Origin of the sequence: Amycolatopsis sp. NPDC021455 (assembly GCF_040640995.1) — a bacterium.
In the GTDB taxonomy this organism is placed as follows: domain Bacteria; phylum Actinomycetota; class Actinomycetes; order Mycobacteriales; family Pseudonocardiaceae; genus Amycolatopsis.
Window position 1 is genome coordinate 15,390 of sequence record NZ_JBFACT010000058.1, and the last position, 23,118, is coordinate 38,507.

Consider the following 23,118-nt stretch of genomic DNA (forward strand, 5'->3'; position numbering starts at 1 on the left):
CACCAACACCGGGTTCTGATACTTCAGGCGCCGTCCAGGGCAGCCCTGATTCCATAAAGGACACCCGTCAGATTGATCGCGACGGCACGCTCCCAGCTCTCGGGCGGGAGGTCCACGGCGGTGGCTCCCGGATCGAATTCGGCGGCGCCGACGAGCGCGTGCAGGGGACCGACGCCTGCCTCGATCTCGGCGACAAGAGCCGACCAGCCCGCGCGGTCCGTCACGTCCAGGCGCCGGGTCAAGGGCTTCTCGACACCACTCGGCCACCCGGCGGCGACGAAGTCGAGGTGCTCCTCGTTGACGTCGGTGAGCACCAGGGTCATGCCTCGCCCGGCGAGAGCCGAAGCGATGCGCCGCCCCGGCTCGGTCGCCGCCCCGGTGACGAGGGCGACGCGGCCTTCGCCGTGGAACATCGCTCTTGCCTTCCGTCTTCGGTCCACGGGGGACACCAGCTGTCACTTCGCCGGACGCCAGGCCTCGTTCGCGACGGGACTGAACGGGTTCATTTCGATGGTCCAGAACTTCTCGCGCACGTTGGCGACCTTCGAGCTGATGGCCTGCAGGGTGGGAATGCCGGCGATCGGGACCGCGTAGACCAGCTCGTCGAGGCGCGCCGTGGCGATCTTGATCTTCGCCTCCTGATCCTGAGGGTCTGCCGTGGTGGCAGCCGCCCGCATCAGGGTGGTCAGCTGGGGATCGAGGGGGACGCCCAGCGGGTTCGCCAGCCCCATCGGCCGGAACATGGTGAAGACCGCCTCCGAGAGGCCGTTCGCGCCGTTGGTCATGATCACCGCGTCGTACTTGCCCATCTGCTGGGCGACCACGCCCGGGGACGCGTCGCTGGGCACGAGATCGACCGTCACGCCGACTTTCGCATAGGCCGCCTTGAGTGCCTGGCCGACGGCGCTTCCCGGATCGAAGAACGACGGGTCGAAGACCTGGATCGTCAGTCCGTCGGCCTGTCCCGCCTTTGCGAGCAGCTGCCGCGCCTTCTCCGGGTTGTACGCGTACTGGTTCACGTCGGCCGCGTTGTAGCCCTCCGCGCCGTCGGCGACGACGGAACTGGTCGGGACCGCGTCGGTCCCGAAGATCGCCGTGGCGATGTCCTGGCGCGGGGTCGCGTAGGCGAGGGCCTGGCGAACCCGCTGGTCGGCCAAGGGGCCGTTCGCGCGCTTGATCAGCGCCATCGAGGCGAATGATCCGAGCGGACCGCGAGCGATCGAGGCGCCGCTCTGCGTGACGGCGGACAGGTCCGCCGGGGCGATGTTGAGGGCCCAGTCCACCTCGCCCGACCTGATCGAGTTCAGCCGGGTCTGCGGATTCATCACGGGCTTCAGGACGACCTTTGCGTACTTGATCGCGTCCTGCTCGGGGTACTGGCGATTCGGGACGTAGACGTACTTGACCGACTTGATGGTCTGGGTGGGATCGAGCTGGTAAGGGCCGATGCCGTCCGTGTCCGCGAGCAGGAGTTTGCGGTCGGCGGCGCTCTTGGGACCCACCACGTATCCGACACCGCTCTGGCCGGCGAGCAGGTAGAGGGCGTAGTGGGTGGAGACCGGCTCCGCGAACTGCACGTCGACCTTGTCCGGCCCGGCGGCTTGCGCTCCCTTCAGCGGGTAGCTGAGCGACGCGAAGGGCCCAGGCGCCTGGAGGTACGAGTTCAGCGACGCAGCCGCGGCCTCGCCGTTCAGCGGTGCGCCGTCCCCGAACTTCGCTCCCTGGCGCAGCGTCAGGCGGAACGTGCGGTGCTCCTTGTCGACCCACTCCCAGGCGGTGGCCAGACCCGGCTGCAGTTCGCCGGTGCCGGGGGAAATGTGGATCAAGGAGTCGTACGCGGCGCTGCAGAAGACCAACGGGACGCAGTTCGCCGTATCGAGATTGAGCGGATCGCCCGAGACCGAGATGGTCAGCGTCTCGCCGTTCGCGCCCTCGGCCGAGGAACCGCTCGAGCAGGCGGAGACGCCGGATGCCAACGCCGCGACGCCGGCGAGCACGGACGCCGCACGGCGCCGGGTGATTTTGACGGACAAGAGACACCTCTGTCTAATGTGCGATGTTTATCGATCGCCAACGTAACCGCGATCACTACCTGCGTCAATGGTCCGTCTATCCGGTCGACCATCGAAGCTCTTGCAAATGTCTGACAGTTCGCCGAGCATGGACTCCGGTACCACCGACCCGAGGAGCTGCCATGACCGACCCGCTTCCCCCGATCGACTCACTGCGCTATCGCGAAGTGATGGGGCACTACCCGACCGGCGTCACGGTGGTCACCGGGATCGCGGACGACGGCGAACCCGCGGGCATGGTCATCGGGACCTTCACCGCGGTCTCGCTCGATCCGCCGCTGGTGGCGTTCCTGCCCACCCGGGCGTCCAGGACGTTCGCGCGCCTTCGGACCGCGCGGTCCTTCTGCATCAACGTGCTCGCGCACGACCAGGTGGAGCTGTGCCGGACGATGTCGAGCCCGGCGCCGGGCAAGTTCAGAGGTGTCGAATGGAGCGCGTCCCCGACCGGAGCGCCGGCCATCGCCGGAGCAGTGGCACACGTCCACTGTGCGCCGCGACAAGCCATCGAAGCAGGAGATCATTTCATCCAGCTCTGCGAGGTCGAGTCCATGGAGGTGCACCGGCAGGTCACGCCGCTGCTGTTCTTCCAGGGCGGATACGGCGGCTTCTCGCCCCACGGCATGACGGCCGGCGGCGATGCCGAGCTGATCTCGGGAATCCGGCTCGCGGACCTGGCTCGCCCGCAGATCGAGGTCCTGGCCCGCGAGCTGGCTTGCGAGGCCGCCGTGCTCGTGGCCGTGAACGAGTTCGAACTGACCACCGCGGCCACCGCGCACGGCGGATCCGCGGTCATGCGGGAGCTGCTCGGGGAGAGGTTGCCGATGAAGCCGCCACTCGGCGAGGCGTACGTGGCGTGGGCATCGGACGAAGCCGCGGCGCGATGGCTGACGATGGTGGGCAAGGACCCGGACCGGCTCGAGGCCCACCAGCGGCGACTGGCGGCGATCCGGGCACGGGGCTACGCCGCGTGGCAGATCGCCTCGAGCGATCAGGCCGACGTCGCGGCCATGATGGACGAATATGCCGCCGGTGACCTCACGCCGGCACGCGAGCGAGCGCTGTTGGCGCGCATGGCGGAGTCCATGCCGTCGGTGGACGCCGCCGACTTCGCCGACGAACGGGAATACGACATCGGCGGCCTCATGGCGCCCGTCCTCGGCCAGGACGGCAACGTCGTCCTGCTCCTCAGGCTCGCCCAACTGCCGACGCCCTCCTCGGGCGAACGGATCAAGCGGTGGGCCTCGGACCTCCGAGCCGCCGCGGCGCAGGTGGAGGCAAGTCTGCCGACGGCAACGGCGCTCCTTCAGGTCTGAACGACGAGGGTCTTGGCGACTCGTTTGTCAGTGGCGTGCTCGACCGCGGCCAGGCCGTCTTGGAGGGCCCATCGCCCTCCGACCATCGGCGTCAGATCGATCCTGCCCGCGGCGTGCAGGGCAATGACCGGGTCGAAGCCACCGATGTGCCCCATGCTGAACGCGTGGGTCACCGCACGCCCCATCGTCGCCATCGGCCGGAACGAACCAGGCGGACCGCCGACACCGAGATGCACGATGTGGCCGCCCACGGCGAGCAGCTGCTGCGCCACGGGCAGAACCACCCCGGGGGCGCTGCTGGCGTCCACGACGACATCAACGCCGCGCCCGGCCGTTTCGTCCTGCACGACAGCGGGAAGCGCACTGGGCTCGAGCTCGCGTGCCGACCAGCCTCGATCCGCGCCGAGCACCTCGGCCAGGCCGGCGCGGTCGGGGACCGGATCGAACGCCAGGACTCGAGCGGCCCCCGCGGCTCTGGCCAACGCGACCGCGGCGAGCCCCAGCGGGCCGCACCCCAGTACCCCGACGCGCATGCCCGGCCGCAGGTGACGATCCACCTCGAACAGTCCGTTGTAGACGGTCGCGGCGGGCTCGCAAAGGGCTCCGACCTGGAAGACGCTGTCGTCGTCGAAGCGCTCTCGCAACGCCTCCAGCGAACGAGCGTGGCCGGACGGCACGACCGCGTATTCGGCGAAGCCACCGTCGATGTCGAACCCGGCGAACTGGCCGTCCAGGCACGCATTGACCCGACCACGTCGGCAGGCGGGACACCGGCCGCACGGCCGGAGCGTCTCGACTGCGACCGCATCACCGACCCGAAGGTCGGTCACCGCGGAGCCGGCCTCGACGACTTCCCCCGCGAACTCGTGCCCGGGGACGAGCGGGAGAGCCATGCGATAGGGGAGGGTGACGTAGCCGTCGTCATCGGTGGCCGTCATTCGCAGCGTCGACACAGCGACGCCGCTGGCTCGCACGCGGACGAGCACATCCGTCGCAGACTTCAGGACGGGATCGGGAAGGGTGGCGGCGGCCCATCGGGGGTGCCGCCACACCTGGCCGGCGTTGCGCGCCCGTCGGCCCGCGAGCTCCTCCTCGTCGGGTACGTAGCCCGGCCGGGGCTGCCAGTCACCGGTGACGACCAGGGCTCGCATCGCCCACCTCCAAACGTCCAACAAATTACAGTCTGATGGTATGCTGCCAGACAGGGCCTTCAGTGTGGAACAGCCGACGAATCCCCAAGTGGTAAGGGAAGAGCTGTGTTGGATAAAATCGAAGTTATGCCCTTCAGCCCCGAGCCCGTCCGCCGGCCCCGCGAGCAGGTCGAGAAGCAGCTTCGCGACGCGATCGTGTCCTCGACGTTCAAGCGTGGCGAACGCCTGCCGAGCGAGGCCGAGTTGTCGCGCGAGTTCCAGGTCAGCCGTTCGACGGTCCGGGAGGCGCTTCGCGTCCTCGCGTCGGAGGGGCTCATCTCCAAGGTCCCGGGCGCCGGCGGCGGAAGCTTCGTCCAGAACGTCGACCACGAGTCGCTCACCAACCTGATCTCGGGCTCGCTGGAGACCATCCTCAAGTTCGGCAGCCTCACGATGGACGAGATCAACGATGTCCGGCGGATGCTCGAGGTTCCCGCCGCCCGGCTCGCCGCGCAGAACCGCACCGAGGAGCAGGTGGCCGAGTTCACCCGGCTGATCGACCGGCAGAACGAGATGATGAGCGGGCCGTCGCGCGATGCACGCGACCCCGAGCTCTTCGAGCTCGGTCAGTCGATCTACACGCTGGTGGCCGAGGCGAGCGGCAACAGGCTGCTCGCGTCCTTCGTCTCCGCGATGGGTGGCGTCACCATCCCCGTGTACATGCGCGACTTACCGGCCGAAGATGCCGCAGCCGCCCGCGACCTGACCGGCGTGCTCGTCGACGCGATCATCAGGGGTGACGCCGACAAGGCGGCCGCGGCCGTGACCTCGCAGCTCGACATGGTCCGGCACCACGCGCTCTGAGCGGAGATCCGCTCCGCCCAGAGCGTCCTCACCTCGGCTCAGCCCGAGGTCCGGGCCGTCCACGCCCGCGCCATGGAGTCTTCGATGATCATGTTCACGTGGCCCCACGCCTGCGACAGGTCCCGGTAGGCGCGCTCCAGCCGCTCCCCGTTGACCGCCGCCGACGAGCCCGCTGTCCGGAAGATCGTGTCCTGCACCGTCGACCACGCGAGCCGGGTCGCCTCGCGGCACATCATGTTGAGCATCATGTCGTCGGCTGTCGTGAACGGTTCCTCGCCGGCCGCGGCGCGGTGGCAGAGCTCCATCCAGCGCTCCGCCGTGTCGTGGATGATCGCCTGAGCCGAGTTCAACCGGGCGGTGGCGAGGCCGAACCAGCGCTGGTAGTCGGGGTCGGTGAGCCGTGCGGCCGGCGCCCGGCCGGCGTCACCCGCGGTCTTTCGTTCCCGCATGAGGCGCTCGTACTCGTCCAGCGCACCGAACGCCCCGCCGACGAACACGGTCGCCAGGTCCAGGCCGAAGAACCCTTGACCCGGCGCGAGGTGCATGGGGTTGCCGTGCTGTTCGAAACCCGGCGACGTGTGCGAGCTCCTGATGTCGACCTGCATGGTGCCCTCGAGGACGTGGTCGTCCGGCAGGAAGGCGTCGTGGAAGACGATGGTGTTCGACCCGCTGCCCTTCAGCCCGAGGGTGTTCCCCCAGTCGTCCTTGATCTCATAGGCGTCCCGCGGCGCGACGAAGAGCATCTGCTGAACCGGCGCGCCCCCGGCCGGCCCGTACTCGAACGCCTGGCCCACGTAATGGGTGGAGTACGGCGCCCCTGACGAGTAGGGATGCGTGGTGTTGAGCCGCCATCCACCGCCGACGCGGGTCGCCGGGCCACCCGGCCGCGCCGTCGACGGGATCACGACGTGACCGTCCTCGAACACCGCGTCCTGGGCCGATTTCGGCCAGAGCGAGCTGACCAGCAGGGCATGGCTCGCGCCGAGGCACAAGCACCAGCCGGTGGACATGCAGCCTCGCGCCACCTCGCCCATCAGCCGCACGAAATCGGGCATCGTCCAGGCGAGGCCGCCGTAGGCCCTAGGCACCAGGAGGCGGTAGTAGCCGGCGTCCTTGAAGACCTGGTGCAGCTCGGGCGAATAGGTGGTGCGGGCCTCGGTGGCGGCCTGCTCCGCGACCAGTCGCGGACGGAGCGAACGCGCGATCTCGAGCGCCACTTCGAGAGTGAGGTCCTGCTCGGCGGACACGGAACCCTGCCGGGCGTCGAGCGTGATGTTGTCGGACATTGTTTCCTCACTCGGGTTGTAGGGTCGATGGTGCGCCGGCGAGATCGACGGACGCACGCAGTGAGAGGGCGTCGCGCAGTGACCGCTCGATCCGGTACTCGCGCAGATAGCCGTAGCCGCCGTGGACCTGCAGCGCCGCGTCCGCGACGTCCAGAGCGAGGTCGAAGCCCAGCCTGGCGACGGCGATCGCACCCAGCGAGTCCGGCGCACCTGCGAAGACCGCGTGGGTGAGGACAGCTGTGCGCTGCACCTGGTCGGTCAACGACGCCCGGACCACGGGCAAGGCGGCCAACGGGCCGCCGAACTGGTGTCGCTGCGCGGCGTAGGCGCTCGCCGCGTCCACGGCAGCTCCGGCGATGCCGGCCGCGACCGCCGCCAGTCCCATGAGCAGGCTTGACCGCACTGCCGTCGCATCGGAAGGCAGAGGGTGTACGGAGGTTCCCTCAAGGGTGAGCGTCACCGTACGAAGGCTGCTGAGGCCGGTCGTCCGTTGTGTTCGGCCGACGGAAATTCCCGCCGGCTCGATCAGCACCGACTCGTCGCCCAAGAGAACCACGTGTGCGCGGTCGGGATCGAAGGCGTCGAATCGATCGATCTGCCCCGTCCACCGCCCACCGGCGAGATCGACCGACACGTGGAGCGCCGAGGACTCGACCACGACGATCTCGATCGCGCCCGAGTGCAGCAGTGCGCGGATGTCCCCGGAGACGGCGAGCGCCGCCGCTTGGGCATGCGCACAAGCCACGCCCAGCTCGGGCACCACGCGGCTGATCCGCTCGATCACCACCGCGGTGATCGGCCAGTCGGCACCGCCGCCCCCGAGCTCTTCGGGCACCCCGACGGTCCACAACCCGAGAGCGGCCAGCGCACCCGGTAACTCGCGGACCTTCGCGACGTCGTCGGGATCCACGCCACGGAGCATCTCGTCGACGAGCTTGAGAACGTCGTGCTGATCGGAACTCAGCGCAGGTCCGTGCCAGCTCACGACCAGAACTTCCCGGGGTCCGGCGACCGCCGATCGGCGAAGGCGGCGCTCGTCTCGTGGGCCTCCTGTGTGGCCAGGTAGAGGGTGAGGAGCTGGTCGTGTGCCATCCGGGCCTGACCGGAGACACCGTTGTGGCGCCCGGAGAACGCCGCCTTGAGCCCGGCGAGCGCGAGTGGGCTCCTCGACGCGATCTCGGCGGCGACCTCCTGCGCGCGAGCGACCAGCCCGGAGGCGGGGGCGACCTCGTTGACGAGACCCATGGCGAGCGCTTGCTCGGCGGTGTACTTGCGGTTGAGGTACCACATCTCCTTCGCCCGCTTCCGGCCGATCGTGTCCTCCAGGTACCAGGTCCCGTAGCCGGCGTCGAAACTGCCCACCAGGGGGCCGACCTGCCGGAAAACCGCGCTGTCGCTGGCGACGCTCAAGTCGCAGACGGTGTGCAGGACGTTTCCGCCGCCCACGGCGAATCCGTTGACGGCCGCGACAACGGGCTTCATCGTCGTATCGATGGCCTGATAGAGATCGATGATGGGCAGCACCTGGGACTGGTCGAGGGACGTCATCGGGTCGTGCTCGCCACCGATGCAGAAGAACTTGTCCCCGGCGCCGGTCAGGACCGCTGCCCGCAGATCCGGATCGAGCCGGAACCTCTGCAGGGCGTCCGTGAGCTCGAAGCAGGTCCGGGCGCGCAGTTTGTTGCCGGCGTCCGGTCGGTTGATGGTCCAGGTGACGACCGGCCCGTCGACAGCGGTGAGGATGTCCTCGTAGACAGGGGCATTCATGCCGGCACCTGCCCCGTCCGGAAGCCCCGGCCGTTCTTGGTCCCGTGATAGCCGGCTGCCACCATTTGCCGCAGAAGGGGCGGCGATGCGTAAGCCGGATCCCGGGTGGCTTCGAAAGCGCTTGTCGTCGCGTGGTCATGGACGTCGAGCCCGATCAGGTCGAGAAGCTCGAGCGGACCGAGCTTGTACCCCAGCCCGAGCTTGAGCGCGGTGTCGATGTCCTCGGCGGTGGCGAGACCGTCGTCGTACTCCTGGATGACGTCGTTGAGGTACGGCATCAGCAGGTGGTTGACCAGGAACCCGGGACGGTCCTTCACGACGACAGCGTCCTTCCCGAACGACTCGGCGAGGGAGACCAGCCGTTCGACCACGGTCTCGTCGGTCTGCAGCGCTCGCACGACCTCCACCACGCGCATCAGTGGCGCGGGATTGAAGAAGTGCAGTCCCGCGAACCGCTCCGAGTGGGGGAGGGCCGTGGCCAGGTCCGTGACCGACAGCGCCGAGGTGTTCGTCACGATCACGGCGGAATCGCCGACGACGGCAGCGACTCGCGCAAGGATCTCCCGCTTGGTGCCCGAGTTCTCGGTGGCCGCTTCGATGACCAGCTCCGAGCCCGCGAAGTCGTGGACGTCGGTGGTTCCCGTGATCCGGCCCAGGACGGCGTCGCGTTCGTTCCCGGTCAGCTTGCCGCGGGCGACGCCGTCGTCGAGAAAAGTGCGCACCGCTGCCAACCCGGTCTCGAGCCGGTCCGCGTCCAGCTCGAGGACGGTCACGGCCCGCCCCGACTGGGCGACGACCTGGGCGATGCCCGCGCCCATCGTGCCGAATCCGACGACGCCGGTGCGGGCGAAGTCGAGGTGGCTGTCGATCATGTGTCTCTCCTCGCTTCAGGACCCGAACAGCCGGGTGTCGTCGTAGGTGTAGAAGCCGCGGCCGGTCTTGCGGCCCAGGTCTCCGGCCGCGACCATGCGCTCGACCATCGGGGGCGGGAAGTACCGAGGCTCGCGCAGTTGCTCGTAGAGCCTCGTGGCCACCTGCTGGTGGATGTCCAGACCGACGATGTCGAGCAGCCGGAACGGCCCCATGGGGTGCCCGAGCGCCCCGGTCACCGCCGCGTCGATGGACTCCGTCGTGCCGAGCCCCGATTCCAGGGCGGCGATGCACCGGTTCTCCCAGGGGATGAGGAACCTGTTCACGATGAATCCGGGGCGGTCCTTCGTGACCACCGTCGTCTTGCCGAGTGAGCCCAGGAAGTCGATCGTGGCCTTGTGCGCCCAGTCCGCCGTGTGCCGTCCGTCCGCCACCTCCACGAGCTTCATGAGGGGCGCCGGGTTGCAGTAGTGCGTGCCCACCACGCGCTCCGGGTGGCGTGAACCCGAGGCGATCCCCGTGACGGAGAGCGTCGAGGTGTTGGTGTGGATCAGAGTGCTCGCCGAGACGATTTCATCGAGGCGGGCGAAGAGCTCCTTCTTCAGCGACAGGTCCTCGAAGACGGCCTCCACGACGACGTCCGCGTCGGCGATCTCGCGCAGTTCGGTGACTCCCACCAGATTCGCCTTGGCTTCGAGCGCCTGTTCTTGATCGAGCTTGCCGAGGCTGACGCTCCGCTCGAAGAAGCCGTTGACGGCGGCGACACCTCGACGCAGTTTTGGCTCGTCCACGTCGTGGAGGAAGGTGCGATAGCCCGCGCGGCTCAGGACGGTCGCGATACCGGATCCCATCGTGCCCGCCCCGAGGACGGCTACCGTGCTGTGCTGATTCATGGGGTTCTGTCGGCCCTCACTGCAGGGACTGACCGCCGTCGATGACGACGATCGAGCCGGTGGTGTACGCGGACTGGGGTCCCACCAGGAGCAGGAGCCACGGCGCCAACTCGTCCGGGCTGCCCATCCGGCGAGCGGGGATCGTCTTGAGCACCTTTCCCGTGAATTCCTCGTCCGCACGCAGGTCCGCGTTGATGTCGGTCGTGAAATAGCCCGGCGCGAGGGCGTTGACCTGCACGTTGTGGCGCGCCCATTCCACGGCCATCGACCTGGTGAAGGCCATGACCGCGGCCTTGGAAGCGCAATAGGCGGCGTGGTGGGGAACGCCCTTGAGCGCGAAGCTCGACGCCACGTTGAGCACCTTGCCCGATCGTTGGCCGACGAAGTGGCGACCGGCGGCTTTCGTGGCGAGGAACGTCCCGCGGAGGTTGGTGCCGATGATCCGGTCCCAATCGTCGGCGGGCTGGTCCAGCAGCGGCGTCGTGCTGAGGACACCGGAGTTGTTGACCAGGATGTCGACGCGCCCGAAGGTCTCGACCGTGGCCGCGACCATCCGCTCGACGGCGGCCTCGTCCGTGACGTCCGTCGGGCAGGCCAGTGCTTCGCCGTTCGATGCCTTGATCTCGGTGGCAAGCTCCTCCAGGTGCGCGGCGGTGCGCCCGGCGAGGGTGACCGAGGCACCGGCATCGGCGAGGGCGAGGGCCATGGCCTTCCCGAGGCCGCGGCCTGCCCCGGTCACGACGGCGACCTTGCCGTCCAGCACCCCGTTCATGGCAGCTCCTGGATCACGTTCGCGATCTCGCGGCTGATCAGCAGCCGCTGGATCTCGTTGGTTCCGTCGTAGATCCGGGTGACCCGGGCATCGCGGAGGCAGCGCTCGACGCCGAACAGGGCGAGGTCGCCATACGGTCCGAGCAGCGCCGTGGCGCCGAGGGCGACGTCCCAGCCGAGGTCCGTACAGGCCTGCTTCATGAGCCCGATCCGGCCCGGGCTCGTGCCGGGGTCGGCGTCGACCTGACGGGCGACCGCGTGCAGAAGCAGCCGGCCCTGCGCGATCCGGCTCCGCCACCCGGCCAGCTCGTGCAGCGCGTCGGCCGGCACCCTGCTGCCGTGGATGCGCCGAAGCACCGCGAGCGTCCGGGCATAGGCGCCCCGGGCGAGCCCGACGCCCTGCGCCGCAGCGCTGATCCGGGACTTGATGACGGACCGCATGACGATCGACCAGCCCGCACCCTCGTCGCCGAGGCGGTTCGCGGCAGGCACGGCCACGTCGTCGAAGAACACCTCGGCGGTCGACGACCCGTGCATGCCCAGCTTGTCGAACGGACTGCCGTGGGTGACACCGGGCCACGACGCCTCCACGACGAAGGCACTCACACCGGCTCGCCTCGACGTTCGGTCGGTGGTCGCGAAACACACCATCACGTCCGCGCGATCGCCGGTGGTGATGAAGGTCTTGGTGCCGTTGAGGCGGTATCCGCCGCCCTGCGGGACCGCAGTCGTCCGAAGACTGGAGACGTCACTCCCGGCATCGGGTTCCGTGATCGCCATGGAACCGTAGGCGGTACCCGAGAGCAGCGACGGAATGTACTGCTGGCGGGCGGGTTCCGAGCCTGCGACCAGGATCGGGTAGGCGGCGTGGGTCTGCGTCATGAAGACGAGGCTCGTTGCCCCGCAGGCCGCGGCGATCTCCTCCATGACCACCGCGTAGGCCACAGTGGAGTCGCCGGTACCACCGAGCTCCTCGGGGAAGACGAGCCCTCCGAGTCCGGCCGAGGCCAGCGCCTGGTAGCTCTCGTGAGCGAACTTCCCTTCGCGATCCAGCTCCGGTGCGCGGGGAGCCACCTCGCGCGCGACGATGCCCCGCGCCATGTGGCGCAACGTCTTCTCGCGCTCGGTGAGCGACTGGTCCACCGCAGGCTCGTCGAGGAGGTCGTGCAGCCCGAGATAGGTGCCGGCCACGCGGTCGAGCTCGAGCGGCTGCATCCGCATCACCCATCGCCCCTGGCCGCGAACGCCGGGGCGCGCTTGGCGAGAAACGCGGCGAGCCCTTCGGCACCTTCCGGACCGCTGGTCGCGACGGCGGCCAGCCCGGTCTCCATGGCCAGGCCGGTGTCGATGGCCGCGTCCTCGCCCAGATCCAGCGCCGTGAGGATTGCCCGGACCGCCTGCGGACCCTTTGTCGCCACCTCACGCGCGAGGTGAAGCGCAGCCTCGCACGGGTCTCCCGCCACCGGCTCGACCGGGGTGAGCCCCCACGCGAAGGCTCGCGCCGCGTCGATCCGTGCTCCCGTCACCATGACGTGCGCCGCTGCAGCCCGGCCGATCAGCCTGGGCAGGCGTTGCGTCCCGCCGTAGCCCGGGATCAGGCCCAGACCTGCTTCGGGGAGCCCGAGGGTGGCATGGTCCGCCAAGACACAGAAGGTCGACGCCAGCACGAGTTCGAAGCCACCGCCCAAGGCCAGTCCGTTGACCGCGGCGATCACGGGAACGGCCGAGCGCTCGATGGCGCGCAGCGTCGCCTGACCGTCCGCGAGAAGCGCATAGGCATCGTCCGGCCCGAGGCCGGCCAGCTCCTTGAGGTCGGCGCCGGCACAGAACGCCTTCCGGCCGGCACCGGTCAAGACGACAGCGCGGGCTCCTGCGCCAGGAGCTGCCACGACGGCCGACTTCAGTCCACACAGGACTTCACGGTTGAGCGCGTTGGAGGCGTGTTGCCGGTTGATGGTCACCACTCGGACCGGCCCCTGATCCTCCACCAGGACCACCGGAGGGGGCAGCTCAGACATGGGGCTTCTCCTTGGCGACGAGGCCGACTTCGAGCAATATCGACTCGATCTCCGCCCTCGGGAAACCGAGGCCGGCGAGCACGGACTCGGTGTCGGCGCCGAGTTCGGGAAACCGCTCGTTCCGGGGCTCGGGGTTCGACGCGAGCCGGAACGGCGGGTGGACGGTGATGAGCGAGCCGTCCGATCCCGGGACCGGCAACAGCCCGCGCCGCGCTTGGACCTGCGGATCGGACACCACCTTCGACAGGGTCTGAACCGGGGCAGCCGGCACGCCGGCGCCTTCGAAGGTGGTCAGCCATTCGGCCACCGGCTTGGTCTTGACGACCTCGGCGATGCGCGCCGTGATCTCCGGGCGGTGCTGCCGCCGGCCCGCGTTGCCGGACAGGGCCGGGTCCGCCGCCAGCTCCGCCAACCCGAGCACCGCGCACAACCGCGTCCACATCCGGTCGTTGCCCACCGCGATGACCATCGAGCCATCGGCGGCCTGGAACGGCTGGTAGACGGCGAGCACCGAGTCGGTGCCGCCGCTGGGGCGGGGTTCCGGCTCGCCGGCGTGGAACGCGGCGATTCTCGGCGCCATCAGCGCAAGGTCCGTGTCGAGCAACGAAACGTCGATGACCTCGCCCTGGCCGGTGCTCGCCTGCCGGACCGCGGCAGCCGACACGGCCAGCGCCGCACAGATCCCGGTGACGATGTCGGACAAGGCCGTCGACACCCGCTGCGGACTGCGCCCTTCCTCCCCGGTGACCGACATCAGACCCGAGCGAGCCTGGGCGACCAGGTCGTATCCCGGAAGATGCGCATCCGGACCGTCCAGGCCGAACCCGGACAACGCGCAATAGATGAGGCGTGGGTTGCGCGCCAGCACCGACTTCGGGTCGATCCCGAGCTCGACGAGCTTGGCGGGGTTGGTGTTCTGCACGAACACGTCCGACGCATCGATCAGCCGGGCGAGCACCTTGCGGCCGGCGGGGGAGCGGATGTCGAGGCAGACCGACCGCTTGTTGCGGTTGGCCGAGGCGAACCACGCCGACGCGCCGTCCGCGAACGGCGGCCCCCAAGCCCTGGCGTCGTCTCCGGAGCCCGGGCGCTCGACCTTGATCACGTCGGCGCCGAGATCCGCCAGGTACATCGAGGCCGTCGGTCCGGCGTACGACGTGGAAAGGTCGGTGATCCGCAAACCCCTGAGCGGCCCGGCCGGCTGCGCGCTCACATCCCGGCCGGCATGCCGTCCGGCGGGGCGCCCGGCAGCCGGCGGTGTCCCCACACGTTCTCGATGGTGTGGACGCTCGGGACCCAGGTCGCGTCGTCGATGGTGATGCCGCCGACGCCGTACTCCACCTCGCACTTCGAGGGCGTTTGGCAGTAGAACGACACCATCAGGTCGTTGATGTGCTTGCCGATCGTGCTGTTGAGCCGCGCGGCACCGTCCAGGACCTGGTCGAGCGCGTGACCGACCGTGTCGAGGTCGTCGACCTCGATCATGAAGTGGTGGAGACCCGCCTCGAGCCCGGTCTTCGTCGGCATCATCGCCAGGCTGTGGTGCCGCGGGTTGCAATGGGTGAACAGCACGTCGAAACGGGGCGTCCGGACGCGGTCGGACTCGAGGAAGCCCAGCGTTTCCAGGTAGAAGCGCTCAGCCTCGGCCATGTCCGGCACGACCAGCACGGCATGCCCGAGCCCGAGCTCTCCGGTGACGAAGGTGGCGCCCGCCGGCGACTTGAACGGCGTCGCCGCCGTCTCCTGGCCGTAGAAGAACTCCAGGTTCGTCCCGGCCGGATCGACGGCCCGGACGAGGTCGGCGACACTCCGCTCCTTGGCGAGCACCGGATCGCGCGTGGTTTCGACGCCGATGCGGCCGAGCGCCGCCACCACCTCCCCGAGCGCGGCCGCGTCCGCCACCTCCCAGCCGATGAAGTCGCAACTCCCGTCGCCGGGAGTCACCGAGACGCGGAACGCACGCTCGTCGGCGCGCAACAGCAGGCGGTCAGGGCCGGATTCGGCGATTTCGAGACCGAGCACCCGGGTGCCGAACTGTTCCCAGGCGCCCACGTCGACAGCGGTCACACCGACATAGCCCAGGCTCGACACCAGCGGCGCAGGCCGGCCTGCCGCGGTTGCTGACACCACGATCACTCCCCCTCGAGGGTTATTCGGTCTGACATTTGCCTCTGTGGATCCTGACAAACCTCAGACTATGCGTCAAGGTGTTGTCGTCGTAGTTTTGCTCTCCGACTATCAGCGACTGGAGCACCCATGCCCGCCATCCCCGTCTGGGTCCCCGATCCGGAGGACGCCGCCCGCAGCCGGCTCGCGGAGTTCGCGGCACTCATCGAAGCCGCGCACGGCATTCGGTTCCACGACTACGACGACTTGTGGGCCTGGACCGTCGAGCACCTGGAGGAGTTCTGGGCGGCCGCGTGGGACTTCTTCGACATGCGTTCCGAACCGGCACCGACCACGGTGCTCGCCTCGGCGGAGATGCCCGGCGCGACCTGGTTCCCCGGCGTGCACCTCAACTACGTCAGCCATGTCTTCCGGGAACGCGACGCGGAAGCTGTCGCCGTCGTCGAAGTGACCGAGCCGGGGGCGAGCCGGTCGCTGACGTGGGGTGCGCTCGAAGACCAGGTCGCCGCCGTCGCGGCAGCCCTGACCGAGCGGGGGATCGAACGAGGTGACCGGGTCGTCGCGTACCTCCCCAACTGCGCCGCCGCGATCGTCGCGTTCCTGGCGACCGCCAGCATCGGAGCGGTGTGGTCGTGCTGCGGACCGGACTACGCGGCCGAGGCCGCGGCAAACCGGCTCGCCCAGCTGGAGCCGCGTCTGCTGCTTGTCGCGGATGGCTATCACTTCGGCGGCCGGACCTTCGATCGCCGCGACGAAGGCGCTCGGCTCCTCGAACTGCTGCCGACCGTCGAGCACGTCGTGCACGTGGCGCATCTCGGCCTGCCCCCGATCGCGGCCGATCGCCACGTCGCGACGTGGGACGAGGTCCTGGCGACGGCGCATGACGCCTTGGTGCCGGCACCGGTGCCGTTCGACCACCCCCTGTGGGTGCTCTACTCCTCCGGAACCACGGGAATCCCGAAAGGCCTCGTCCACGGGCACGGCGCAGTGACCCTCGACTACCAGAAGCACGTCGGGTTGCAGCTCGACGCCGGTGCGGCGGACCGCATGCTCTGGTACACGACGACCAACTGGATGATGTGGAACTTCGCCGTCAACATGTTGCTCATCGGCGGCTCGATGGTCGCCTACGACGGGAGCCCGGCCCACCCGACGCCGGACCGGCTGTGGGAGGTCGCCGTCGAACACGGCGCCACGATCCTCGGCGCGAGCCCGGGCTACCTCCAGGCGTGCGAGCGGCACGGCACCCAGGTGCCTTCCGGACACCGGCTCCGCATGATCGGGGCCACCGGCTCACCCGTGCCGCCTGCCGCGTTCCACTGGATTCGCGCGCAGCTGGGCGACCGCATGCCGCTCGTCTCGATGTCCGGCGGAACGGACATCGTCTCGGCCCTCGCCACCGGAGTTCCGACCAAGCCGATCTGGCCCGGCGAGCTCTCGGCGCGGCCGCTGGGCGTTGCCGTCGACACGTGGAACGAAGCCGGCGAACCCGTCCGGGGGACCGTCGGCGAGCTGGTGGTGACCAAGCCGATGCCGACGATGCCGGTGCGGCTCTGGAACGACCCGGACGGGTCGAGGTACCGAGCGGCGTACTTCGACGTCTACCCCGGAGTCTGGCGCCACGGCGACTGGGCGACCATCACCGAACGCGGAAGTGTCGTGATCCACGGCCGCTCGGACGCGACCCTCAACCGCAACGGCGTCCGGTTGGGCAGCGCCGACATCTACGAGGTCGTCGAGAAGGTGCCGGAAGTGGCCGAGGCGCTGGTCGTCGGCATCGACCTGCCGGACGGCGGCTACTGGATGGCCTTGTTCGTCGCACTCGAGGGCGATCGCGTCCTCGACGACGACCTGCGCGCCCTCATCTGCCACGAGCTGCGCGTGCACGCGTCGCGGCGGCACGTGCCGGACGCGATCCTCCAGGTGGCCGCCATTCCGCACACCAGGACCGGCAAGAAGCTCGAGGTGCCCGTCAAGCGGATCCTCCAGGGGGCGGATCCGGAGCAAGTCGTCAGCCGGGATGCGATCGACGACCCGGCCCTGTTGGCACAGTTCGAGAAGATCGACGTGCCGAAGACATCCGCCTAGCCGCAAATGCCCGTGACGATGCAGGAGGCCAAGCGGGCGAGGGGCTGCAGCGGGGTGAGCCGGTCCAGGCCGGGGTCGGAGCCGTCGAACCGCAGGCCGCCCCAGGCTCTGCGGGCCTGCGGGTACGGGTCGCCGACCACCTCGACGGCGGTGCGGTCGAGGGTGAGCGTGCGCCGCTGTCCGACGTCGTAGGCCGGCCACGTCACGCCTGTCGCTGCGGGAACACCGGTGCGGGCGAAGGAGGTCCACAGCTGCTGGATGGTGTCCGACAGCCGGGCGTTGGCGGGGTCGGTCCCGACGAAGGCGGGCGCCCCGGCGGCGGTCAGGGTGCCGAACACGAAGGGCAGCTCGATCGCGTGGGGCGCGCCGAGCGTGCCGTTCAGGTCGGGGGAGGTCATCTTGGCCAGGTACATGTGGACGGGGACACCGCGGCGGGAGAGCGCTTCGGCCATGCGGATGGCGGGCATCCGGAAGGCGACGTCGCCGACGAGCGCCAGTCCGGCCTGCGGGCCGGTCAGCTCGGGGCGTTCCCGCCGGTAGGCGTCGGCGATCCGGTCGGCGCGGTCGCCGGCCACGTCGTGCAGCCAGGGCAGGTAGAAGAGCTGGGGGAGCCAGTTCAGCGCGGGCATGTAGTACAGCCAGTAGCGGGCTTCGTCCAGCGTGGTGCCGATGATGACGGGCTTGGCCGGGCCGTCCGGTGCGGCGATCCGCTTCATCGGCAGGCCGGGGATCAGGGTGCCGTCGACGACGGGATGGAACGCGGTGTCGGAGAACTGGACGTCGTAGAGCTTGCCGGCGGCCTGCTGGAGGTCGGCGGTGCTCAGCCCGAGCAGCTGCCTGCGGTCGGAGACACCGGCCAGCTTGGTGAACTGGTCGGCGATGTTCGCCGACCAGGCGCGGGTGGCGACCTCGCCGGCGGTCCCGCTCTGCAGCACCACCCGGTCGTACAGGCTGTCCGCGGAGGGGGTGCCCAGCAGCGCCGAGATGCTGATGCTGCCCGCGGACTCGCCGACGACGGTGACGTTGTGGTCGTCGCCGCCGAACGCGCCCGCGTTCGCGCGGACCCAGCGCAGGGCGGCCATCTGGTCGAGCAGGCCGTTGTTCATGCTGGTGGCGTAGGCGTCGCCGAGCGAGGAGAGATCCAGCCAGCCGAACGGCCCGACGCGGTACTGGATGGAGACGACGACCGCGTCCCGGCGAGCCAGCGCGGCTCCGTCGTACCACGGGTTGCGGGCCGTGCCGGAGGTGAACCCGCCGCCGTGGACGAACACGATGACCGGCTTGCGGCCTTGGGTCGCGGGCGTCCAGACGTTCAGCGTCAGGCAGTCCTCGGACGTGGGTGTGCCCGCGGGCATCTCGTGTTCGTCGGGGTCTTGCACGCACGCCGGCCCCAGTGTCCGCGCGTCGCGCGGCTCGGTCCACTTCTGCGGCGGCGCGGGCGGCAGGAATCGGCGCGGCCCGACCGGCGGTGCCGCGTAGGGGATCGCCCGGAACACCGACAGGCCCTGCTCGGTCGTTCCGGTCACCGGCCCGGCATCGGTCACGACCTGCGGCTCGCCCTGTGCCCTGGCCGGCGCAGCCGCCAATACGACGGCGAGCGACACCGCCGCGCAGCCGGCGAGCACTCTCCGCACGACCGGCCATGCCCGGTCCTTCCGCTGCTCTGCCATCGGCTTCTCCTCGTCCTGACCAGGAGGCCGGTGCGGCCCGCGGTGGCGTGCAGAGTTCCACGCCGGATATTTTCTCGTCAAACGTGACTAACAATCAGGGAGTGCGATGGGCGAGAGCAGACGACCCGTGGGGCGCCCGAGCAAAGCGCCGAAGCGCATCGACGAGGTGCTGGACGCCTTCACCCGCTGCGTGGCCCGTTACGGGCTCGAGGGCGTCACCTTGCAGCGCGTCGCCGACGAAGCGGGCATGGCCCGCGGCCACATCCGCCACTACGTCGGCAACCGCGACGAGCTACGCGAGCTGTTCGCCCAGCGCATCGTCGGCAGATACGCCGGCCGCGCCGAACAGCTCGCCCACGCCGGGGCCGCCGGACGCCGCGCCGAGGCCATCGTCGGCTACTTCTTCGGCGAAGAGATGGAACCCAGCGACGACAACGCCGCCATCAACGCCATCCTGGGTGCGGTGCGCTTCGACGACGCACTGCGCGAACGTATCCGCACTGTCTACACAGGACTGGAGACGCTGCTCCGGGACGCGCTGGCCGACGACCACCCCGGCCGCCCGCCCGCCACCTACCACGACGCCGCCTACCAGATCCTCGCCCTGGCCTACGGCCACTGGACCTTCGCGGAGATGGGTTTCCCCGCCGACCGCGCCCAGTCCGCCCACCGGCTCGCACTCACCATCGTCGACGCCGTCGCCACTTCAAGGTGATCGTGGTGCCGTGGAACGGCGGGGGATCAGAGTCGGTGCGGCGACGACGGTCCGCGGTGGCCGGTCGGCGCTTGCTTCGTTCAGCAGGTCGAGGGCGTTGGTGGCGATCTGGGCGAAGGGGACGCGCACCGTGGTCAGCGGGACGGGCAGGCTGCTGACGACGGGGATGTCGTTGTAGCCGACCAGGGACAGGTCTTCCGGGATACGCAGTCCGAGGGCGTGGGCGGCGGCCATGACGCCGATGGCTGTGTTGTCGTTGACGGCGAAGATGGCGGTGGGGCGGTCGGTGCGGTCGAGCAGGGTCCGGCCGGCAGCTTCACCGGACTTCATCGAGAAGGAGTCACCGGCGATCAGGGACTCGTCCACGGTCACCCCCGCTTCGGTGAGCGCGTCGCGGTAGCCGTCGAGCCGGCCGTGGGCGCTGGAGGCGTAGCCGGGGCCGCCGACGAGTCCGATCCTGCGGTGGCCGAGGTCGATGAGGTGGCGGACGGCCAGCCGGGCGCCGAGGCGGTCGTCGCCGATGGCGGCCGGGCCGATGCCGTCGGTGCGCAGCGCGAGTGCGTGCGGGACGCCCTGCGCGGTGGGGACGCCGAGTCTCGCGGTGGTGAGGATGAGGCCGTCGACGCGGCGGCGGACGAGTGTCTGGACGGCGAACTGCTCCGTGGCGGGGTCGTCCTCGGTGGTGGCCACGACAGCGAAGAGGCCGCGGCCGGCTGCCGCGGTGGCGATCTGTTCGTACAGCATCGCCATGACGGTGTCGGTGAGCCGGGGGACGATCACCCCGACGGTGCTGGTGCCGGCGCGGCGCATGCCGGACGCGAGCGGGTCGCGGACGTAACCGAGTTCGGCGGCGACCTGGCGGACGCGCTGGGCGGTCTCGCTGTTGGACCGGGGGAGCCGTTCGTCGAGCACGCGGGACACGGTGGACTTGCTGACGCCAGCCGCCCGTGCGACGTCGAGGATGGTCACCACAGGTGCAGGCTACTGGCCACAGGGTCATTTTCCGGGGAGGGGTTGACGGACAAGGCCGTGGAGCGCATCGTATGGGAACGTTCCCGCGAACGTTCCCATACCTGTCGAGAAGGGCTTGCGAATGTCCCCCGAACACACCCTCGACCTGCGCGGACTGGTGCCCGCGCCCGTCACGCCGTTCACCGTGGACGGTGCGGTCGACCACGCGGCGCTCGCCTCTTACGGGAAGTGGCTGGCCGGGTTCGAGGGGGTGAAGGGCCTGGTCTGCCTCGGGCACGCCGGCGAGGGCACTTTCCTGACCCAGGACGAGCAGGTCGCCACCATCCGCACCCTGGTCGAGGCGGTCGCCGGCACGGTCCCGATCATCGCCGGCATCACCGGCGAGGGCACCGCCGTCGCCGCCGAGGAAGCGGTGCGTGCGGTGAACGCGGGTGCGTCCGCCGGGCTGGTCTACCCCTCGCACGGCTGGCTGCGGTTCGGCTTCCAGACCGGTGCGCCGCAGGACCGCTACCGGGCGATCTTCGAGACCTCGGGGCTGCCGCTGATCCTGTTCCAGTACCCGGACGTCACGAAGGCCAGCTACGACCTGGCGACCCAGCTGGAGATCGCCGCGCAGCCGGGCGTGTTCGCCACCAAGAACGGGGTGCGCAACATGCGCCGCTGGGACACCGAGATCCCGGTGCTGCGGGCCGAGCACCCGGAGCTGCAGATCCTGTCCTGCCACGACGAGTACCTGCTGCACACGATGTTCGACGTCGACGGTCTGCTGGTCGGCTACGGCGGCCTGGCGCCGGAGCCGCTGCTGGAGCTGATCGCCGCGGGCAAGGCGCGGGACTACCCGGCCGCCCGCGCGGTCCACGACCGGCTGCTGCCGGTGACCAAGGCCGTCTACCACCGCGGTTCGCACATGGAAGGCACCGTGGCGCTCAAGCTGGGCCTCAAGGCCCGCGGCGTCCTGCCGACCGCGACCGTGCGGTCCCCGCTGATCGACCTGTCCGCCGAGGCCGAAGAAGAGATCGTCCTCGCGCTCAAGGCCGCCGAACTCCTCTGAACGTCGATCGGGGCGGCAGCACGTCGCTGCCGCCCCGCGATCCGGTGACAATGCAGTCCCGAAGGACTCCGCAATGAGGCGGAGAGCGAGGAACGAACCCATGACCACCATTGCTGCAGGCGGACCGGCCGCGGCGACCGCGACCGCGGCCCTGGTCGCCCGCCTCGAGCGGCTCCCGATCACCCGCAGGCTCCTGCTGATCCGCGTCATCATCGGCTCGGCGACCTTCTTCGACGCCTACACCGTGCTGGTCATCGCCTTCGCGATGCCCCAGCTGGTCACCGAATGGCACCTCAGTCCAGCCCAGGTCGGCGCCATCCTCTCCGCCGGCTACGTCGGCCAGCTCATCGGCGCGGTCACCTTCGGCTGGATCGCCGAGAAGTTCGGCCGGATGAACACGCTGCTGATCACCATCGTCCTGTTCGTCTCGATGGACGTCGCGTGCCTGTTCGCCTGGAGCGGCACGTCGATCCTGATCTTCCGGTTCCTGCAGGGCATCGGCACCGGCGGCGAAGTCCCGGTGGCCAGTGCCTACCTCAACGAGTTCATCGGGGCCCGCAAGCGCGGCCGGTTCTTCCTGCTCTACGAGGTCATCTTCCCGGTCGGGCTGATGTTCGCCGGGATCGCCGGCTACTTCCTCGTCCCGGTCTACGGCTGGCGCGCCCTGTTCGTCGTCGGGCTCATCCCCGCCGTGCTGACCATCCCGCTGCGCCTGCTGATGCCGGAATCACCGCGCTGGCTGGCCGCCAACGGCCGCGTCGAGAAGGCTGACAAGGTCGTCTCGATGCTCGAGAACGAGGCCGTGAAGCAGGGGCACGTCCTGACCGAGCCCGTCGTCCGCCCGGTCGACCCGAAGGTGAAGACCCGCTCGGACTGGCGTGAGCTGTTCCAGGGCATCTACCGCAGGCGCACGTTGATGATCTGGGTGCTGTGGGCGACCGTCTACCTGGTCAACAACGGCCTGGTCACCTGGCTGCCCACCCTCTACAAGCAGCTCTTCCACCTGCCCTTGCAGACCAGCCTCGCCTACGGCTGGGTCACCTCCGGTGTCGGCGTGCTCGCCTCGGTCGCCTGCGCCCTGCTGATCGACAAGGTCGGCCGCAAACGATGGTATTCGTGGGCTTTCCTGCTCGCGATCGTGCCGCTGGTCGCCCTCACCGTTTCCGGCGCCACCACAGCGATCCAGGTCCTGATCATGGCCACGCTCGCTTACGCGATCCTGCAGACGATCTCGTTCTCCCTGTACCTCTACTCGGCCGAGCTGTATCCGACGCGGCTGCGCGCGATCGGCACCGGCTTCGGCAGCGCCTGGCTGCGCGCCGGCTCCTCCGTCGGCCCGCTGCTGGTCGGTTGGATCGTCGCCGACCTCGGCATCCGCTACGTCTTCTCCGCCTTCGCCGCGGTCGCGCTCATCGGCGGAATCGTCACCATCCTGTTCGCCATCGAAACCAGGAACAAGGTTCTCGAAGAGCTTTCACCGTGATCGAGGGCAGGCTCGGCGGTGTGGAAGC

General features: G+C 69.6%; 21 protein-coding genes. 6 read left to right on the plus strand and 15 right to left on the minus strand.

From position 1 onward, the window contains the following. Window positions 1–23: 23 nt before the first annotated feature. Both AB0G28_RS38295 and AB0G28_RS38300 read right to left on the minus strand, forming a co-directional pair. Window positions 24–440, minus strand: a complete 417-nt coding sequence (locus tag AB0G28_RS38295) for an SDR family oxidoreductase (RefSeq protein ID WP_361101146.1) — start codon at window positions 438–440, stop codon at window positions 24–26. A gap of 15 nt (window positions 441–455) precedes the next feature. Continuing rightward, window positions 456–2,033 carry an ABC transporter substrate-binding protein gene (locus AB0G28_RS38300; protein WP_361101149.1) on the minus strand — a complete coding sequence of 526 codons (1,578 nt, stop codon included), beginning with the start codon at window positions 2,031–2,033 and terminating at the stop codon, window positions 456–458. A gap of 161 nt (window positions 2,034–2,194) precedes the next feature. Here AB0G28_RS38300 and AB0G28_RS38305 point away from each other — a divergent pair, with 161 nt between their 5' ends. Beyond that, window positions 2,195–3,385: a flavin reductase gene (locus AB0G28_RS38305; RefSeq protein WP_361101152.1), complete on the plus strand. Its 1,191-nt coding sequence runs from the start codon at window positions 2,195–2,197 to the stop codon at window positions 3,383–3,385. On the opposite strand, the gene AB0G28_RS38310 is transcribed toward AB0G28_RS38305, so the two are convergent. Then, a complete protein-coding gene (locus tag AB0G28_RS38310) occupies window positions 3,376–4,536 on the minus strand; it encodes an alcohol dehydrogenase catalytic domain-containing protein (RefSeq protein WP_361101155.1) in 1,161 nt (386 codons plus the stop codon). The genes AB0G28_RS38305 and AB0G28_RS38310 overlap by 10 nt on opposite strands. Before the next feature lie 126 nt (window positions 4,537–4,662). Between AB0G28_RS38310 and AB0G28_RS38315 the strand changes: the two genes are divergently transcribed. After that, entirely contained in the window at window positions 4,663–5,379 is a 717-nt protein-coding gene (locus AB0G28_RS38315) for an FCD domain-containing protein (RefSeq protein WP_361101158.1), read from the plus strand. A 38-nt stretch (window positions 5,380–5,417) separates the two neighbouring features. Here the strand turns inward: AB0G28_RS38315 and AB0G28_RS38320 are convergent, their stop codons facing one another. From AB0G28_RS38320 to AB0G28_RS38365, 10 genes are read right to left on the minus strand one after another with little or no spacing between them, the layout of a single operon-like run. Further along, complete coding sequence (locus AB0G28_RS38320) at window positions 5,418–6,665, minus strand: acyl-CoA dehydrogenase family protein (RefSeq protein WP_361101161.1); 1,248 nt, start codon at window positions 6,663–6,665, stop codon at window positions 5,418–5,420. A 7-nt stretch (window positions 6,666–6,672) separates the two neighbouring features. After that, window positions 6,673–7,650 (minus strand): acyl-CoA dehydrogenase, encoded by a 978-nt coding sequence (locus tag AB0G28_RS38325; RefSeq protein WP_361101164.1) that lies wholly within the window; start codon window positions 7,648–7,650, stop codon window positions 6,673–6,675. Next, entirely contained in the window at window positions 7,647–8,432 is a 786-nt protein-coding gene (locus AB0G28_RS38330) for an enoyl-CoA hydratase-related protein (RefSeq protein ID WP_361101167.1), read from the minus strand. Before AB0G28_RS38330 ends, AB0G28_RS38325 begins: the two co-directional genes overlap by 4 nt. Then, complete coding sequence (locus AB0G28_RS38335) at window positions 8,429–9,304, minus strand: 3-hydroxyacyl-CoA dehydrogenase family protein (RefSeq protein WP_361101170.1); 876 nt, start codon at window positions 9,302–9,304, stop codon at window positions 8,429–8,431. The genes AB0G28_RS38330 and AB0G28_RS38335 overlap by 4 nt, the downstream gene beginning before the upstream one ends. Before the next feature lie 15 nt (window positions 9,305–9,319). Further along, a complete protein-coding gene (locus tag AB0G28_RS38340) occupies window positions 9,320–10,195 on the minus strand; it encodes a 3-hydroxyacyl-CoA dehydrogenase family protein (protein ID WP_361101173.1) in 876 nt (291 codons plus the stop codon). 16 nt (window positions 10,196–10,211) lie between these two features. Next, window positions 10,212–10,967, minus strand: coding sequence for a 3-oxoacyl-ACP reductase family protein (locus AB0G28_RS38345; RefSeq protein ID WP_361101176.1), 756 nt, complete (start codon window positions 10,965–10,967; stop codon window positions 10,212–10,214). Beyond that, the gene (locus tag AB0G28_RS38350) at window positions 10,964–12,181 is read right to left on the minus strand and encodes an acyl-CoA dehydrogenase family protein (protein ID WP_361101179.1); all 1,218 of its coding nucleotides are present in this window, start codon (window positions 12,179–12,181) and stop codon (window positions 10,964–10,966) included. Before AB0G28_RS38350 ends, AB0G28_RS38345 begins: the two co-directional genes overlap by 4 nt. 5 nt (window positions 12,182–12,186) lie before the next feature. Beyond that, window positions 12,187–12,984: an enoyl-CoA hydratase-related protein gene (locus AB0G28_RS38355; RefSeq protein ID WP_361101182.1), complete on the minus strand. Its 798-nt coding sequence runs from the start codon at window positions 12,982–12,984 to the stop codon at window positions 12,187–12,189. Continuing rightward, complete coding sequence (locus tag AB0G28_RS38360; RefSeq protein ID WP_361101185.1) at window positions 12,977–14,164, minus strand: CoA transferase; 1,188 nt, start codon at window positions 14,162–14,164, stop codon at window positions 12,977–12,979. The genes AB0G28_RS38355 and AB0G28_RS38360 overlap by 8 nt, the downstream gene beginning before the upstream one ends. A gap of 29 nt (window positions 14,165–14,193) precedes the next feature. Continuing rightward, a complete protein-coding gene (locus AB0G28_RS38365) occupies window positions 14,194–15,051 on the minus strand; it encodes a VOC family protein (RefSeq protein WP_361101188.1) in 858 nt (285 codons plus the stop codon). 189 nt (window positions 15,052–15,240) lie between these two features. On the opposite strand from AB0G28_RS38365, the gene AB0G28_RS38370 reads away from it, so the two are divergent. Continuing rightward, window positions 15,241–17,199: an acetoacetate--CoA ligase gene (locus tag AB0G28_RS38370; RefSeq protein WP_361101191.1), complete on the plus strand. Its 1,959-nt coding sequence runs from the start codon at window positions 15,241–15,243 to the stop codon at window positions 17,197–17,199. Here the strand turns inward: AB0G28_RS38370 and AB0G28_RS38375 are convergent. Continuing rightward, on the minus strand, window positions 17,196–18,869 hold the full coding sequence (locus AB0G28_RS38375; RefSeq protein WP_361101194.1) for a carboxylesterase/lipase family protein: 1,674 nt from the start codon (window positions 18,867–18,869) through the stop codon (window positions 17,196–17,198). The genes AB0G28_RS38370 and AB0G28_RS38375 overlap by 4 nt on opposite strands. 127 nt (window positions 18,870–18,996) lie before the next feature. On the opposite strand from AB0G28_RS38375, the gene AB0G28_RS38380 reads away from it, so the two are divergent. Next, a complete protein-coding gene (locus tag AB0G28_RS38380) occupies window positions 18,997–19,584 on the plus strand; it encodes a helix-turn-helix domain-containing protein (protein ID WP_361101196.1) in 588 nt (195 codons plus the stop codon). Here AB0G28_RS38380 and AB0G28_RS38385 read toward each other — a convergent pair. Continuing rightward, window positions 19,576–20,556, minus strand: coding sequence for a LacI family DNA-binding transcriptional regulator (locus AB0G28_RS38385; RefSeq protein ID WP_361101199.1), 981 nt, complete (start codon window positions 20,554–20,556; stop codon window positions 19,576–19,578). The two genes, AB0G28_RS38380 and AB0G28_RS38385, sit on opposite strands and share 9 nt — an antisense overlap. A gap of 121 nt (window positions 20,557–20,677) precedes the next feature. On the opposite strand from AB0G28_RS38385, the gene AB0G28_RS38390 reads away from it, so the two are divergent. Both AB0G28_RS38390 and AB0G28_RS38395 read left to right on the plus strand, forming a co-directional pair. Further along, window positions 20,678–21,607, plus strand: a complete 930-nt coding sequence (locus AB0G28_RS38390) for a dihydrodipicolinate synthase family protein (protein WP_361101202.1) — start codon at window positions 20,678–20,680, stop codon at window positions 21,605–21,607. Between the two features lie 100 nt (window positions 21,608–21,707). Further along, entirely contained in the window at window positions 21,708–23,090 is a 1,383-nt protein-coding gene (locus tag AB0G28_RS38395) for an MFS transporter (protein WP_361101205.1), read from the plus strand. The last annotated feature ends 28 nt before the right edge of the window (window positions 23,091–23,118 follow it).

Coding starts and splice junctions, on each gene's coding strand:
- AB0G28_RS38370 (WP_361101191.1), top strand. CDS start 15,241: ATGCCCGCCATCCCCGTCTGGGTCCCCGATCCGGAGGACGCCGCCCGC.
- AB0G28_RS38340 (WP_361101173.1), bottom strand. CDS start 10,195: ATGAATCAGCACAGCACGGTAGCCGTCCTCGGGGCGGGCACGATGGGA.
- AB0G28_RS38320 (WP_361101161.1), bottom strand. CDS start 6,665: ATGTCCGACAACATCACGCTCGACGCCCGGCAGGGTTCCGTGTCCGCC.
- AB0G28_RS38395 (WP_361101205.1), top strand. CDS start 21,708: ATGACCACCATTGCTGCAGGCGGACCGGCCGCGGCGACCGCGACCGCG.
- AB0G28_RS38375 (WP_361101194.1), bottom strand. CDS start 18,869: ATGGCAGAGCAGCGGAAGGACCGGGCATGGCCGGTCGTGCGGAGAGTG.
- AB0G28_RS38390 (WP_361101202.1), top strand. CDS start 20,678: ATGTCCCCCGAACACACCCTCGACCTGCGCGGACTGGTGCCCGCGCCC.
- AB0G28_RS38305 (WP_361101152.1), top strand. CDS start 2,195: ATGACCGACCCGCTTCCCCCGATCGACTCACTGCGCTATCGCGAAGTG.
- AB0G28_RS38310 (WP_361101155.1), bottom strand. CDS start 4,536: ATGCGAGCCCTGGTCGTCACCGGTGACTGGCAGCCCCGGCCGGGCTAC.
- AB0G28_RS38355 (WP_361101182.1), bottom strand. CDS start 12,984: ATGTCTGAGCTGCCCCCTCCGGTGGTCCTGGTGGAGGATCAGGGGCCG.
- AB0G28_RS38315 (WP_361101158.1), top strand. CDS start 4,663: ATGCCCTTCAGCCCCGAGCCCGTCCGCCGGCCCCGCGAGCAGGTCGAG.
- AB0G28_RS38350 (WP_361101179.1), bottom strand. CDS start 12,181: ATGCAGCCGCTCGAGCTCGACCGCGTGGCCGGCACCTATCTCGGGCTG.
- AB0G28_RS38330 (WP_361101167.1), bottom strand. CDS start 8,432: ATGAATGCCCCTGTCTACGAGGACATCCTCACCGCTGTCGACGGGCCG.
- AB0G28_RS38345 (WP_361101176.1), bottom strand. CDS start 10,967: ATGAACGGGGTGCTGGACGGCAAGGTCGCCGTCGTGACCGGGGCAGGC.
- AB0G28_RS38335 (WP_361101170.1), bottom strand. CDS start 9,304: ATGATCGACAGCCACCTCGACTTCGCCCGCACCGGCGTCGTCGGATTC.